Consider the following 13,745-nt stretch of genomic DNA (forward strand, 5'->3'; position numbering starts at 1 on the left):
CACCCCGTTGCGGTCAAGGGGTGTCAAAATCCATCTTTCCACGGGCTCCCCCGACACTCAAACACGACTCTCCTACGGGTTCCTCCCCACCTTCAGCCCGGCCGGCCGCCCTTGACGTCATACCACGGTCTGACGCACCCCTGAGATAACGATTGGGTCACAATTTCGGGAACCTTTGACCCGCCAGGCGCGTTTTGATGGGTGTAGACGTCAGAAAGGCGGATCCAATGATCACGACTGCGCGAACCCGTAGCACCGACGGCATCGATGGCAAGGATGCCGTGGGGCTCTACCTGGACGCGATAGCCAAGACCCCTCTGCTGAGCGCCGAGGAAGAGGTGCAACTGGCCCGGGCCATAGAGGCCGGGTTGTTTGCCCGCGAAATCCTCGACGGCAACGAGACCACCTCGACGGACGCCACTCGCGAAGAACTGGAACAACTCGTCGAACTCGGCGATCAGGCCATGCAACGATTCATCAAGGCGAACCTGCGCCTGGTGGTCTCCGTGGCCCGCAAGTACGGCCGCGCCCAGATGCCACTGCTCGACCTGGTGCAGGAAGGCAACACCGGCCTGATCCGCGCCGTGGAGAAGTTCGACTACACCAAGGGTTTCAAATTCTCCACCTACGCCACATGGTGGGTGCGGCAGGCCATCTCCCGCGGCATAGCCCAGCAGGGCCGCATCGTGCGGCTGCCCGTGCACGTGGCCGAACAGGTCAACCAGGTCTCCGCGGTGCGCCGCAACCTGGAACGCGCCCTGGGCCGCGAACCCGAGGTCGGCGAGATCGCCGATGAACTGAACCTGGCCGAGGAGAAGGTCATCGACCTGATCCGCTACGCCCGCGACCACGTATCCCTCGACGCGCCCGTCGAAACCGACGGCGACACCGCGCTCGGCGACCTGATCGCCCGCGAAACCGCCCCCGGCCCGGACGAAGTGGTACTCGACGCGGAGGAACGCGCCCGTCTCGACGGGATGCTCTCCGCCCTCGACGACCGCTCCGCCGACGTGGTGCGACGCCGCTACGGCCTCCTCGACGGCCGCCAGGCCAAGCTGGCCGATATCGGGCAGCACTGGGGGATCACCGCCGAACGGGTCCGCCAGATCGAGCGCCTCGCCCTGGCCAAGATGCGCGAATACCAGGCCGCCGCCTGACCGCCATCCCTGGTCCGGCTCACCCGACGAGCCGGATCAGCCCTTCCTGGGCGCAGGAGGCCACCAGTTTCCCGTCCTGGAACAGCCTGCCCTGGCAGAACCCCCGGGCCCCGGAGGCCGAAGGCGAGACCATGTCGTAGAGCAGCCACCGGTCGCAGTGGGCCGGGCGGTGGAACCACATCGCGTGATCGATGGAGGCGGTCTGCAGGTTCGGGGACAGGAACTCCACCTCGTGTTGCACGGTGGAGACGCTGAGCAGCAACAGATCCGTCAGATAGGCCAGCACGGCCGCGTGCAGGCGCGGATCCTCCGGCATGGCGTCCTGGGTGCGCACCCAGGCCCGCATCACTCCACCGTTCTGGCTCGGCACCGGGGTGGAGGCCAGCCGCACGTCGAGGGCGTCCCACTCCGACAGCATCCGGATCGGGGCCCCAAACCGTTCCTCCAGCACCTGCCCCAGCGGTGAGGAATCCTCGGGTGTGGCCACCGACTCGGGTTGTACCGCCGAATGGCTGAATCCCTCCTCCGGTTCCTGGAAGGAGACGTTCAGGTCGAAGATCACGTCGTCGTGCTGGCGGGTGATCACCCGTCGCGCCGAGAAGGTGCGGCCGTCCCGGACGTGCTCCACCCCGAACCGCAGCGGCTCCTCGCGGCTGCCGGGCCGCAGGAAATATCCGTGCAGCGAGTGCACCACCCGGTTCTCGGGAATGGTCCGCATCGCGGCCACGAGGCTCTGCGCCATCACCTGCCCGCCGAACAGCCGCTGCCACTGGGTGTCCGGTTGCGGGCCCCGGAACTTTCCCTTGCCGACCTCGACGAGGTCGAAGAGCTGCATCAGGTCATCTGTGGTGTCTGGCACCCGACCATTATCGCCCGATCCTTCCCATGGCCTGGGAGATCCGTTTTGCCGAGACGGGCACCAGGGTGCGCGTCCCCTGCGCGAACAGGCTGACCCGGAACTCCTCCAGCAGGAACGCGATCTCCTCCACGTCCGCGGGCAACGGCCCGGAAGGCTGGGCCTCGCACAGCTGGCCGTAGCGGGCCTCCAGCTCCATGATCTCGGAGCGGTTCCGCTCGTCCCTGGCGGGATTCCTGCCGCGGGTGACAAGACGGGTCCCGCAGGCCTCGATCCACACGGGGATGCGGTCGAACCACGGATCCGGGGTGGCGGAGATGAACCGTTTGAAGGTGAGGTTGGCCAACTGCTCGGTGATGTCCGCGCGCACCTCGTCGTCCTCCGGCAGGGCGGCGAGCCGCCGCTCCACCACCGCCTGGGCGGCCAGGGCCCTCGCCGCGGTGCCGACCACGGCGGCCGTGGCTGCGGGGCAGTCGGCGCGCACCACCTCCGCGACGCGCTGGAATTCCTGCCCGTCACGGACCCGCACCGGATCCGTGGCCACCCGCAGCAACCTGTCGGATGCCTTCAGCCAGGCGTCTTCCAACAGCTCCGGGACCGAGCCGTACCGGCTCGCCCCGAGGGCCAGCTTCTCGGGGTTTCCGAGGTGGGAGACCACCCAGCGGATCGGCGACGGATTCACCAGCGTGAGCAGGCGCCGCACCCCCGCGGCGTGGAGGCGTTCCGCTTTCACGGCCGAATCCACCACCTGCACCCCGACGCTGCCTCCCTCGTCCACCAGGCAGGGATGACCCACAACTCCCCCGCCGAGGCGCTGGGTCAGGGGCAGCTTCCCGAAGTCCCAGTCGGTGCGGCCCGTTGTCGCGATCCGCCCCGCGGAGCGGGTCAGCCGCGACGCCACCTTCGCGCTGAGCCGGGTCTTCAAAGCCACCAGGTCCTCGCCCCGGCCCACCTCTTTGCGCCCCTCGACCACGACGAAGGTCGGTCGCAGGTGGGAATCCACGGCCTCGGGCCGCCAGTCACCGGAGGCCACCCGCTCCCCCGTGAGGGCGGTTAGTGCCCTTCCCAGCGCCTCGGGGAAGGCGGTCTCGTCGCCCGTTCCCCGTTCCCGGAGCCAGGCCACTGCGCGGCGGGCGAAGTCGGGGGCGGGCACGAAGGAGGTGCGGATCCTCTTGGGGAGGCTGCGGATCAGGGCGGTCGCTAGGTCCTCGCGCAGCCCCGGCACCTGCCAGGTGAAGGGTTCGGGTTCCAGGACCCCGAGTTGTTCCAGCCGCACCTCGATCGTCACGCCGTCGTGTCCCGCCCCGGGGTCGTAGACGTAACTGACGGGCAACTCCAGTCCCGAGACCTGCCACCGGTCGGGGAAGTCGGCGACGCTGAGCGCCCCGGGGTCGGTCATGCAGTCCGCGGGTGTCAGCCGCAACGCGGAGTCGTCGCCCAAGGATTTCACGTACTTGTCGAAGGTGGCCCCGGAGACCACCTCGGCGGGCAGCCGGGCGGCGTAGAAGTCGTGGAGGGCCTGGTCGGAGATCAGCAGCTCCGGTCGGCGCATCCGGTCGGTGAGCCTTTCGGCCTCGTCGTAGGCGAACCGGTTCGCCATCACCACCGGGTTGCGGGTCTCCCATTCCTGTTCCACCAGACCGGTGCGGATGAAGATCTCCCGGGCCTGTTCGGGATGGTTGGTCGCGTAGTTCGTGCGGCGCCCGGAGATGATCGGCACCCCGAACAGGGTGACGGTCTCGCTGGCGGTGACCGTGGCGCTTCGGGGTGAGAACGTCGGTTCGGAGAGGGTACGGGTCACCAGGTCCCCGGCGGCACGTTCGATCTGTGCCGCGGTCACCGGGCCGACGGTGCGCGCCCACAGCCGAGAGGTCTCGACCAGCTCGTAGGCCACCACCAGCGGGGGCGTGGACCGCGAGCAAGCCGAACCGGGCGCGATGGCGAACCGGGCACCCCGCGCGCCCTGGTACTCGGTCAGGGGACGGCGCCTGCCCTGCACCTTCGGGGGTGGCGGCAGGGCCAGCCCGATGTTGGACAGCAACCCGGTGAGCAAACAGTCGAGGACGACATCCATCGCCGCGTCTCCCTCGCCGGGCAGATCCAGTTCCCTGCACACCTCACGAAGCTGGGAGACGAGGTCCTCCCATTCCCGGAACCGCACGAAGTGCAGGAACTCGGCCCGGCACAACCTGCGGAACGCGCTTCCGGAGAGTTCCCTGCGGCGTCTCCTGAGGTATTCCCAGACGTTCAGCAGGGCCTCGAAGTCGCCGCCCGCCAGGGAACCCCTGCCCTGTTTTACGGGACGGGTGCCGGTGTGGACGGTGTGGCGTCTGGGCTCTCCGTCTGCGGGAGAGTCGGTTTCACCGGCGGGCGGTTGCGTGAAACGCCGGTGCAGCTCGTCGGCGGCCTGTTGGTGTTCGCTGGGGCGTTCCCGCACGTCTGGCACCGTCAGCCCGGCGACGATCACCTGCACCTGGCGCAACGCACCCCTCCGGGCTCCCTCGATGAGCATCCGACCGAGCCGGGGATCGACGGGCATCCGCGCCAGCAGGCGTCCCGTGCGAGTGAGCCGCACCCGTTCGTGGCGGCGACGCGGCTTGATCGCGCCCAGTTCCTGCAGCACCCGCAGGCCGTCGCTGATCTGGGATGCGACCGGGGCCTCCACGAACGGAAAACTCTCGATCTCACCGAGTCCGGCCTGGGCCATCTGGAGGATGACGGTGGCCAGGTTGGTGCGCAGGATCTCCGGTTCGGTGAACTCGGGACGGGAGTTGAAGTCCTCCTCGCTGTAGAGCCGGATCGCGACCCCCGGGCCGAGCCGGCCGCAGCGGCCCGCCCGCTGGTTGGCGCTGGCCCGCGAGACCGGCTCGATCGGCAGCCGCTGCACCTTGGTGCGCGCCGAGTAACGGGAGATGCGGGCCGTGCCGGCGTCGATCACGAACCGGATGCCCGGCACCGTGATCGAGGTCTCGGCGACGTTGGTGGCCAGCACCACCCGCCTGCCGGGATGGGCCTGGAAAACTTTCTGCTGATCCGCCGCGGCCAGCCTCGCGTACAGGGGAACGGTTTCCCAGCCCGGGAGTTTCAGGGCGCCCACGGCATCCGCGGCGTCGCGGATCTCCCGTTCCCCGGACAGGAAGACCAGCACGTCCCCCGAGGACGTGGTGGCCGCCAGATCCCCGACGGCGGCGGCGACGGCATCCACCTCGTCGTCGTCCTCACCGACGGGCCGGTAACGGATCTCAACGGGATAGGTGCGCCCGGAGACCTCCACGATCGGCGCGTCGTCGAAGTGGGCGGCGAACCGGGCGGTGTCGATGGTGGCGGATGTGACGATCACCTTGAGTTCCGGCCGGCGCTCCAGGAGCTGTTTGAGGTAGCCGAGCAGGAAGTCGATGTTGAGGCTGCGTTCGTGTGCCTCGTCGATGATGATCGTGTCGTAGCGTTCCAGGGCGCGGTCGTGGGCCAGCTCGCTGAGCAGCACCCCGTCGGTCATCACCTTGATGCGGGTGGCGCGGCTCACCCTGCGGGTGAAACGCACCTGATAGCCGACGAACTCCCCCAGCTGCGTGCCGCACTCCTCGGCGATCCGGTGCGCGACGGTGCGGGCCGCGATCCGCCTCGGCTGGGTGTGGGCGATCCGCTCCCTGCCCGCCAGCAGGCAGATCTTCGGAAGCTGGGTGGTTTTACCCGACCCGGTTTCACCGGCGACCACGACCACCTGGTGGTCACGGATGAGGGCCGCGATCCTCGGCGCCTCCGCGGAGATCGGCAGCGCCGGGTCGAAGGCGAGCCGCGGCTGCGGGTTCACTTACCGTGGGTGATGTAAAGCGGGCACAGCGAGTGAGCCATCAGGCCGCGCAACAGGCCCCCCAGCCCGAAACCCGGGATTGCCTCCTCGCCGGCGCCGAGCACCAGCAGGTCGTAGTTCTCGGACCGGGTGACGAACTCGTTGATCGGGGTGGCCGCCACCACGACCACCTCGTAGGGCACGCCGGGGAAGGTCTTGATCTGTTCCGATGCCATCGCTTCGATGCCGCCCCGGGTGAAACGGATCAGCTCCTCCAGGTCGGCGGGCCCGAGTTTCGGGCCGAACAGCCCGATGGGTGGTTGCAGCGCATGAACGATCTCGAGCCGGGCACCGAGCAGCTGGGCCTGCTCGAAGGCCGCCGCCAGGGTGGAGTGGTTCACCCGGCTGGTGTTGAGCCCGACCCCGATCAGTTTCTTGTTCCCGACGTCCTGCGGGTGCGCGGCGGCGGAGATCACCAGCACCGGGCAGCGTGAGCTGGCGACCACGGAAACGCTCGTGGAACCGACGAACATTCGCTCCAACCCGGAGACGGAGCGCCGACCCACGACGATCAGGTCCGCCACCTCGCTGAGTCTCCCCAGCACCCCACCGGGCGAACCGAGGACAACCTCGGTGCGGATGCGTTCCTCCGGCAGACCGATCTCCCGGGCCCTGGCGGCCGCCGCCTCGTTGGCGCTGACCCCCGCGTTCTGCAGCACCTCGGGATCGTAGACCACACCCCACGCCCCGGCCAGCATGGCGTCGTCGACGGCGTGCACCAGCAGCAGCTCGCCGCCGATCTCGGCCGCGAAACTGGCACCGTACTTGACGGCACGCAGCCCGTCCTCGCTGCCGTCGACGCCCACCACCACGAGCTTGCGGTCCTCCATGTCTTCCTCCTCAACTCCGGGGAACGGGATTACCGGAAATCACCCGGCCCGTCACCTCTTCGATCCTCACCGCCACGCCGACGGCCGGGTCCTGCGGCAGGAAACTGGCGACATCGCCCGCATCCCGGGCCCCGCTCGTTCCCCGGACCAGCACCGACCAGCCGACGGCGGTGGCGTGGTCGACCTCGTCGACCTGGAACGCAACCCTCGTGGGTTCCGCCAGGCGCGCCAGTGTGGAGGCGGCATTGGTCTGGAACACCACCGAGTCGCCGATGACCCGGTAGTTAACGGGCAGCACACTCAGTCCGTCGTCGTCCTGCCAGACCACGCGCCCGACTCCCCCACCCCTGAGCAGCCGCAGGCACTCGGGGGCATCCAGCCGCTCGAAGTATGTGACCTCGGTCATGGGAGAACTCTAGTGGCTGAATCCGCTCAGCCGGTGGTGGGGAAGGTGGTGCGTCCGCCCAGTTTGTGGGCCAGGTCGTCGTCGATGCCGTCGGCGACGTGGGAGATGGATTCGAGGGCCTGCCGGAGATGCCGGGGAACGAACGGCTGGGCGGGCACCGAGACCTGCACGAACACCCGGTCGCGGTGCAGGGCGAACCGGCAGTAACGGGACTCCACGTTCAGGTCGTTGAGCACCTCGCAGGCCCGGGAACGCCCGTTCACGTCGTGCACGAGAACCGCGAACAGGACCAGTTCCTCGAAGTCCGGGGTGGAGCGGCAGAAAACCATGGTGGAACCGACCCGGATGGCAACCTCGCCCGCCGCGTTTCGCAGCGCGGGATGCCCGAACATTTTCTCCAGTTCCGCGTCGACGATGGCGTCGAGCTGCGCCTGGCTGGTGGGAAGCACCACGCCGTAGGGCCCGGGGGTGGGTTTGACCGGGTTGCTCTCCCTGGCGGTCAGCAGCTCCGCCAGCTGATCGGGTTCCAGGAAGATCGGGTGCAGCACGCCCACCACTTCGGTCATGGTGGCGGTGGTGAGGTTCGCCAGTTCAGTGGCCTCCTCCTGGTCCCTGCGAGCGGTGAATCCCCGGGGGGAGGAGGTCCAACCCAGTTCCGTTAGCCGCGGCGAGTCGACGCCGACCAAGGTGGCTTCGACCACCCCCGGTTCCACGGCCGAGAAACGCACTGCGGGTGGGGTCTCGCGGGTCTCCTCGCCGTTGACCGCGGAAATGGTCAGGTCGGCGCTGGCGTCCATCACGGACAGCACGTCGGCGAGCCTCTCGGTGAACTCGTCCCATGCCTGCTTGGTGGTCTTGTCCAGATCAAAATCTTCAATGTCAGCCATGCAGCCCACCTCCCGGACTCAACCTAGCAAACCGAAAACGGGGGCCACCCCGGCGGAGCACCCAAGATTCCCCTCCCCCGCTCGGGGTCACCGCCGGGCCACGGCACCGGTCGTCGTCCCTGCACATTTGGAGTCAGGCAGAACCCACCGCTGGTTCCCGAACGCAGGGTAACCTAAGCTGTTGCTTCCCAACCCGAGAGGACTCGATGCATCCACAGGACTGGAACCTGCCCTACGGGCTGACGATCCTGGCTCTCTTCTGCATCGTCATGATCCGCTCCAACGGCACCTACTGGATCGGGCGCGGCATCGTCGCGGGCACGAGCCACACCCGCTGGCGACGGGTGCTGGAAACCCGCCCCTACCGGATGGGAAGCTCCTGGCTGAACCGCTGGGGCCCACCCGCGGTCACCCTGAGTTTCCTCGTCATCGGCCTGCAGACCATGGTCAATCTGGCCGCGGGTGTCGCTCGGATGCCGATGCGCCGTTATCTGCCGGCCGTGATCGTCGGCTGCACCGTCTGGGCGTTCATCTGGGGCACGGGCGGAATAATCAGCCTCGTGCTCCTGTCCATGGCGTGGGAACACAGCCCCGCCATGACAATCACGGGGCTCGCCGTGATGGCCGCGGCGGTGGCCAGCTTCTTCCTGTTCGGACGCGGCCGCGGCGGTCAACCGTCGAAACGCCGCGACGCCCCCTTGTCCGCCGACTGCGCCAACGAACCGTAGATCCTCAACGCGGTCGAGACCTGCCGTTGCCGGGCTGCGGGACGGTAACCGTTGCCGGCCTCCAGTTCGGCGCGACGGGCCGCCAGTTCCTCGTCGGGCACGTTCAGCGCGATCGACCGGTTGGGAATGGAGACGGTGATCTCGTCGCCGGTGCGCACCAGCGCGATCGGCCCCCCGGATGCCGCCTCCGGTGAGACATGGCCGATCGACAGCCCGGAGGAGCCGCCGGAGAACCGGCCGTCGGTGATCAGCGCGCACTTCGGGCCCAGCCCCAGCCCCTTCAGGTAGGAGGTCGGATAGAGCATCTCCTGCATCCCCGGACCGCCTTTGGGGCCCTCGTAGCGGACGATCACGACGTCACCCTCCTTGACCTTCCCACCGAGGATGGATTCAACCGCCTCCTCCTGGGATTCGGTGACGAAAGCGGTGCCGGTGAATTCCCACTGGTGCTCGGGCACCCCCGCAGTCTTGACGATGGCACCGTCGGGTGCGAGGTTGCCCCTCAGCACCGCCAGGCCACCGTCGGCGGTGTAGGGATGCTCCACGGAACGGATGCAGCCGTTGGCGGAGTCCAGGTCGAGGGACTCCCATCGGTTGGTGGAACTGAACGGCACGGTGGTACGCACCCCGCCCGGGGCAGCGTGGAAAAGCTCAACGGCCTCCTCGGTCGCGCTGCCGCCGCGAATGTCCCAGTCCGCCAGCCAGCGCTCCAGTGACGGCGAGTGAATGGCGTGGACGTCCTCGTCAAGTTTCCCGCCGCGGCGCAGCTCCCCGAGGATGGCGGGGATGCCGCCCGCGCGGTGGACATCCTCCATGAAATAGCGCTCCGAGTTGGGCGCGACCTTGGACAGGCAAGGGGTGAGACGGGAAATGGCGTCGATGTCGTCCTGGTCGAAGTCCACCCCGGCCTCCTGGGCAGCGGCCAGCAGGTGCAGAACGGTGTTGGTGGATCCGCCCATCGCGACGTCCAGGCGCATGGCGTTGCTGAACGCCGATTTCGTGGCGATCGACAGGGGCAGGACGGAGGCGTCGTCCTCGTCGTACCAGCGGCGGCACAGGTCGACGACGAGCCGGCCCGCGTTGATGAACAGGTCTCGGCGGGCCGCGGCGGTGGCGAGGGTGGAACCGTTGCCGGGCTGGGCCAGCCCGATCGCCTCCAACAGACAGTTCATGGAATTCGCGGTGAACATCCCGGAGCACGAACCGCAGGTCGGGCAGGCGCTGGCCTCGATACGCCATAGTTCCTCGTCACTGACGTTCGGGTCGACAGCCGCGGTCATCGCGTTGATGAGATCGAGGGAGGTGACGGCCTGGCCGTCGCGAATGATGGCCTTGCCCGCCTCCATGGGACCGCCGGAGACGAACACCGTGGGGATGTTGAGCCGGAACGCGGCCAGCAGCATCCCCGGGGTGATCTTGTCGCAGTTGGAGATGCACACCAAGGCGTCGGCGCAGTGGGCGTTGACCATGTACTCCACCGCGTCGGCGATCAGCTCGCGGCTCGGCAGCGAGTACAGCATCCCGCCGTGTCCCATGGCGATGCCGTCATCGACTGCGATGGTGTTGAATTCGCGCCCCACGGCCCCGGCCTGCCTGATGGACTCCGAGACGAGTTTTCCCATGTCGCGCAGGTGGACGTGGCCGGGAACGAACTGGGTGAAGGAGTTCGCGACCGCGATGATGGGTTTGCCGAAATCGGAGTCGGTGATGCCCGTGGCGCGCCAGAGCGCGCGGGCGCCAGCCATGTTTCGGCCGTGGGTGGACGTGCGGGAACGAAGCGCGGGCATGTCTCTCCTTCATGCGTCGAACCCGCCCAGTTTAGGAGGTTCCGGGGACGGGACCGGAGCGCCATGTGTTTCATGGACAGTGACGAGAACCCGGCTCGGTGGAACACACCGGCGGAATCCGTGGCGCGCCGGTATCAAGGCACGGCGACGGTCCCGGGAGCACGTCACCGGAGGCCCGGAACTCCGGCCGAGCAGGGTTTCGCAACAGGTCCTAGGAGGACATCGCGTTTTGGATGGCCTGGGTCATCGCGTCGGGGCTCAGGACCCCGACGTGCCGTTGCCGCACCACGCCCCCGGCGTCTATGAAGTAGTGCGTAGGCACCCCCATGATTCCGTAGGCCGCAGAGATCTGCTGGTCCTGGTCCACGACCTCCGGAAAGTCGTTTCCGACGCGTTTCGAGTAGTCGCTCACCGTGTTCCGGCTCTCGCCGACGTAGATCACGACGACCCGGACCGCATCCCCCCGGGATGCGACGACACCCTGGATGTCCGGGATCTCCGTGCGGCAGCCCGTGCACCAAGTGGCCATGAACACCAGCCACACCGGTTTGCCGCGCAGCCCCTCCAGCGAAATCGGTGTCCCATCGATGTCCGTAGCGGTGAAACCCGGGGCACTGTCCCCCGCTGCGGGAGGTTGCTGCACCCCTGCGACCTCGACCTGGGACACGGCCTCGGTTCCGGCCCGGACCCGGTCCTGCTCCTCCGGTTTAACCACCCACCAAGCAGCCACCGCTATGGCAAAGGCCGTCACCAGCACCACCGCGGCCTGGCCGAAATTCGAGGAACGCAGCTTCGCCCGCCAAGCCGGTTCCTTCCCGGGGGACGACCGGTCCGGTTTCGGGGCAGGTTCGTCGGCCTCCAGGAACTCGGCCACCTCGTCATCATCAGGTGTAGGCATGCAATCCTCCGAAGAACAGGTTACCGAGGTAGGTGAACACCACGGCCACGAAGGCCAGCACCAGCAGCCACGCCGATTTCGTGCCGCGCCAGCTCCTGGTCACCCTGGCGTGCAGATAGGCCCCGTAGATCAGCCAGGTGACCAGGGCCGCCGTTTCCTTCGGATCCCAGCCCCAGTACCGGCCCCACGCGACATTGCCCCAGATGGAGCCGAGAATGAGCATGAGGGTGAGCATCGGGAAGGTGACGATGGTGGCCTTGTAGCCAAGTTCGTCGAGGGACTCCCGACTCGGCCACCCCTTCCACTTCACGTGCGGCGCCAGCAGGTACATCACGGCCGCCGCGAAGCCCACCAGTGCGGCTCCGTACCCGAGCGACGCGGTCACCACGTGCAGCGTCAGCAACGGCGAGTTCTGCAGCGCGGGCATCAAAGGGTTCGGCTTGTACGACATGGTGGAGGCGTAGATGAGCATGGCCAGGATCACCGGCAGGGTGATCACCGACATCGTCCGGATCCGATAACGCCACTCAAAATAGACCTGCGCCAGGAGCATGCCCCAGGAGAAGGCGATGGCGAACTCGTAGTGGTTCGAGAAGGGCGCGTGCCCCGTGGCGATCATCCGGGTGATCAACACACCCGTCATCAGCAGCAGGGCAAGCTGGGTGGATTTGGCAGCCCACCACGCCACCGTGAAACGACGCAACGGCGCACGCCGCAGGCCGCCCGTGACCTTGACCTCCCCTTCGCCCTCACCGACGATCACCCCGTCCGACGAGGCGGCGGTCGAGGTTCTCGCCATTCTCGCCGCGAGGACCGCGCCGAGATAGGCGATGGTGGAGACGACCACGAGCGTCGTCGCTATGAGCAACAGGGCCTGGGAATACTCGATCATCGTTGATCTCCCTTCTTCGTGGCGCTGGTCAGTTGGGTGCTGACGCGTTCGACCATGTCCGTGACGAAACGCGTGAACCCGGAGTCACGCCGGTCCGGGGAGGCCATCTGTACCAGGGTTCCCTCCTCGGTCTCGCTCACCCGCACCCACAGGCGCTGATGGCGGAAGAACATCGTCATGCAGGTGCCAACGACCAGCAAGGCGAACCCGGCCCACACGATTCCCGTCCCGGGATCGCTTCTCAGGATCATCCCCGTGAACTGCTGCTCCCGCTGGAACGTGAACGAGTAGTCCCCGGCGGAGGTCGCGACCCCCATGTCGATCACGGTCGAGGTCAGCGGGGCGGTCTTCTCTCCCCGGCGTAGTTCGACCCTCACCTGGCCGGGCGCAATGCCTCTCCCCACCTGCCCGGAGGCGGGGCTGATCACGTACATCACGGTTTGATCCGGCAGGGTGACGTGCCCATAGTTGAAGACCTTGTCCTGCGTGGTCCACTCCAGTGGCACCCCGCCCTCGAAGACCACAGCCCCGGACGCGTCCGTCACGCGCATCACCGCCGCGACCCCGAAGTAGGCCTGGTGGAACATGTACCCGGCGTGGCTGAGTGGGCTGTTGACCCTGACCTCCTGCTGCGCCACCGTCTTGTCGCCGTCGCGCAGCACCAGGTCGGCGACGTAATCCTTCGGGGTACCGTTTTCGTAATAGGTGTCGCGGAAGCCCGTGGCCTCGGCCACCAGACCAGTACCGTGCCCGACCTCGCGGGGATACCCGATGGTCAGGGCGAACCGTTCATCGCGGAACCCGGTCAGCGACGAGACGACGAAACCCGCCATGATGACGACGAACGCCGTGTGCGCCAACACCGTGCCGAACGGCATCCAGGCGTTGCGGTCCAGGTAGGCACCCCGCCCCGGCTCCTTGTCGTCGCAGATGACCCGCAAACCGTGGCGGCGGGCGTCGGCGACGATGACATCCAGCGCGTCGTCCGGTTCCCGCGAGGTGAAGAACCGGGTGCGGAGCCCGGCGACGTCGAAGAACCTGGGCTTCACACGGACGTGGGGGTGGCGGGCCGCCTTCCAGATGACGGGGATCCGGTGCGTGGTGCAGGCGATGATCGAGACGGCCAGCAGCCCCATCACAACCAGGAAGGGTATGGAGGAGAACATCGAGAAGAAACCGAGGGCGTCGAGGATCGACGTCCACCCTCCGGTGCCGCCGCGCACCTTGTCGAGCCAGGCGGCCTGCCGCTCCGGATTGCCCGCGATGTTCGGCGGCTTCTGCGGCAGCAGCACCCCGATGAGCGACAACAACCCGGTCAGCAGGATCAGGACGAGCCCGAAGGCCTTGTTGTAGAACAGCGCATAGATCGCGTGCAGGAACCGGCCGGGCGAGAGGTCGAGGGCCTCATCCAGTCCGTCGGTGGTTCCCCTTCGACGGGGTGTGTCATCACTCAT

Annotated in this window: 11 protein-coding genes; 2 read left to right on the forward strand and 9 right to left on the reverse strand. The window is 67.7% G+C overall.

Features of this window, described 5'->3' with window-relative positions; genetic code table 11:
- Positions 1-227: 227 nt before the first annotated feature.
- A complete protein-coding gene (locus tag EL272_RS09305) occupies positions 228-1,157 on the forward strand; it encodes a sigma-70 family RNA polymerase sigma factor (protein WP_014846947.1) in 930 nt (309 codons plus the stop codon).
- Positions 1,158-1,176: 19 nt separating this feature from the next.
- Here EL272_RS09305 and EL272_RS09310 read toward each other — a convergent pair whose 3' ends face one another.
- Genes EL272_RS09310 through EL272_RS09330 form a run of 5 tightly spaced genes read right to left on the reverse strand, consistent with a single transcriptional unit; the run spans position 1,177 to position 7,986 of the window.
- Positions 1,177-2,016: an acyl-CoA thioesterase gene (locus tag EL272_RS09310; protein ID WP_014846948.1), complete on the reverse strand. Its 840-nt coding sequence runs from the start codon at positions 2,014-2,016 to the stop codon at positions 1,177-1,179.
- 7 nt (positions 2,017-2,023) lie between these two features.
- Entirely contained in the window at positions 2,024-5,824 is a 3,801-nt protein-coding gene (gene hrpA / locus EL272_RS09315; RefSeq protein ID WP_061786811.1) for an ATP-dependent RNA helicase HrpA, read from the reverse strand.
- Positions 5,821-6,693 (reverse strand): universal stress protein, encoded by an 873-nt coding sequence (locus EL272_RS09320; RefSeq protein ID WP_014846950.1) that lies wholly within the window; start codon positions 6,691-6,693, stop codon positions 5,821-5,823. Before EL272_RS09320 ends, hrpA begins: the two co-directional genes overlap by 4 nt.
- A gap of 10 nt (positions 6,694-6,703) precedes the next feature.
- Positions 6,704-7,099 carry a pyridoxamine 5'-phosphate oxidase family protein gene (locus tag EL272_RS09325; RefSeq protein WP_014846951.1) on the reverse strand — a complete coding sequence of 132 codons (396 nt, stop codon included), beginning with the start codon at positions 7,097-7,099 and terminating at the stop codon, positions 6,704-6,706.
- 26 nt (positions 7,100-7,125) lie between these two features.
- The gene (locus EL272_RS09330; RefSeq protein WP_014846952.1) at positions 7,126-7,986 is read right to left on the reverse strand and encodes a T3SS (YopN, CesT) and YbjN peptide-binding chaperone 1; all 861 of its coding nucleotides are present in this window, start codon (positions 7,984-7,986) and stop codon (positions 7,126-7,128) included.
- A gap of 206 nt (positions 7,987-8,192) precedes the next feature.
- Between EL272_RS09330 and EL272_RS09335 the strand changes: the two genes are divergently transcribed.
- Positions 8,193-8,714, forward strand: coding sequence for a DedA family protein (locus EL272_RS09335; RefSeq protein WP_061786810.1), 522 nt, complete (start codon positions 8,193-8,195; stop codon positions 8,712-8,714).
- Here the strand turns inward: EL272_RS09335 and ilvD are convergent.
- The 4 genes from ilvD to EL272_RS09355 all read right to left on the reverse strand — a co-directional run bounded on the left by ilvD (position 8,657) and on the right by EL272_RS09355 (position 13,745).
- On the reverse strand, positions 8,657-10,501 hold the full coding sequence (gene ilvD, locus EL272_RS09340) for a dihydroxy-acid dehydratase (protein ID WP_061786809.1): 1,845 nt from the start codon (positions 10,499-10,501) through the stop codon (positions 8,657-8,659). The two genes, EL272_RS09335 and ilvD, sit on opposite strands and share 58 nt — an antisense overlap.
- 211 nt (positions 10,502-10,712) lie before the next feature.
- Positions 10,713-11,399 (reverse strand): TlpA family protein disulfide reductase, encoded by a 687-nt coding sequence (locus EL272_RS09345; RefSeq protein WP_041696523.1) that lies wholly within the window; start codon positions 11,397-11,399, stop codon positions 10,713-10,715.
- Positions 11,386-12,291: a c-type cytochrome biogenesis protein CcsB gene (gene ccsB / locus EL272_RS09350; protein ID WP_014846955.1), complete on the reverse strand. Its 906-nt coding sequence runs from the start codon at positions 12,289-12,291 to the stop codon at positions 11,386-11,388. Before ccsB ends, EL272_RS09345 begins: the two co-directional genes overlap by 14 nt.
- Complete coding sequence (locus EL272_RS09355) at positions 12,288-13,745, reverse strand: cytochrome c biogenesis ResB family protein (protein WP_061786808.1); 1,458 nt, start codon at positions 13,743-13,745, stop codon at positions 12,288-12,290. The genes ccsB and EL272_RS09355 overlap by 4 nt, the downstream gene beginning before the upstream one ends.

This window comes from Arachnia propionica (assembly GCF_900637725.1).
Taxonomy (GTDB): domain Bacteria; phylum Actinomycetota; class Actinomycetes; order Propionibacteriales; family Propionibacteriaceae; genus Arachnia; species Arachnia propionica.

Bases quoted from the DNA above. Each gene is read 5' to 3' on its own strand.
- EL272_RS09305 (WP_014846947.1), top strand. From the start codon at position 228: ATGATCACGACTGCGCGAACCCGTAGCACCGACGGCATCGATGGCAAG.
- EL272_RS09320 (WP_014846950.1), bottom strand. From the start codon at position 6,693: ATGGAGGACCGCAAGCTCGTGGTGGTGGGCGTCGACGGCAGCGAGGAC.
- EL272_RS09325 (WP_014846951.1), bottom strand. From the start codon at position 7,099: ATGACCGAGGTCACATACTTCGAGCGGCTGGATGCCCCCGAGTGCCTG.
- EL272_RS09330 (WP_014846952.1), bottom strand. From the start codon at position 7,986: ATGGCTGACATTGAAGATTTTGATCTGGACAAGACCACCAAGCAGGCA.
- EL272_RS09335 (WP_061786810.1), top strand. From the start codon at position 8,193: ATGCATCCACAGGACTGGAACCTGCCCTACGGGCTGACGATCCTGGCT.
- ilvD (WP_061786809.1), bottom strand. From the start codon at position 10,501: ATGCCCGCGCTTCGTTCCCGCACGTCCACCCACGGCCGAAACATGGCT.
- EL272_RS09345 (WP_041696523.1), bottom strand. From the start codon at position 11,399: ATGCCTACACCTGATGATGACGAGGTGGCCGAGTTCCTGGAGGCCGAC.
- ccsB (WP_014846955.1), bottom strand. From the start codon at position 12,291: ATGATCGAGTATTCCCAGGCCCTGTTGCTCATAGCGACGACGCTCGTG.
- EL272_RS09355 (WP_061786808.1), bottom strand. From the start codon at position 13,745: ATGAGTGATGACACACCCCGTCGAAGGGGAACCACCGACGGACTGGAT.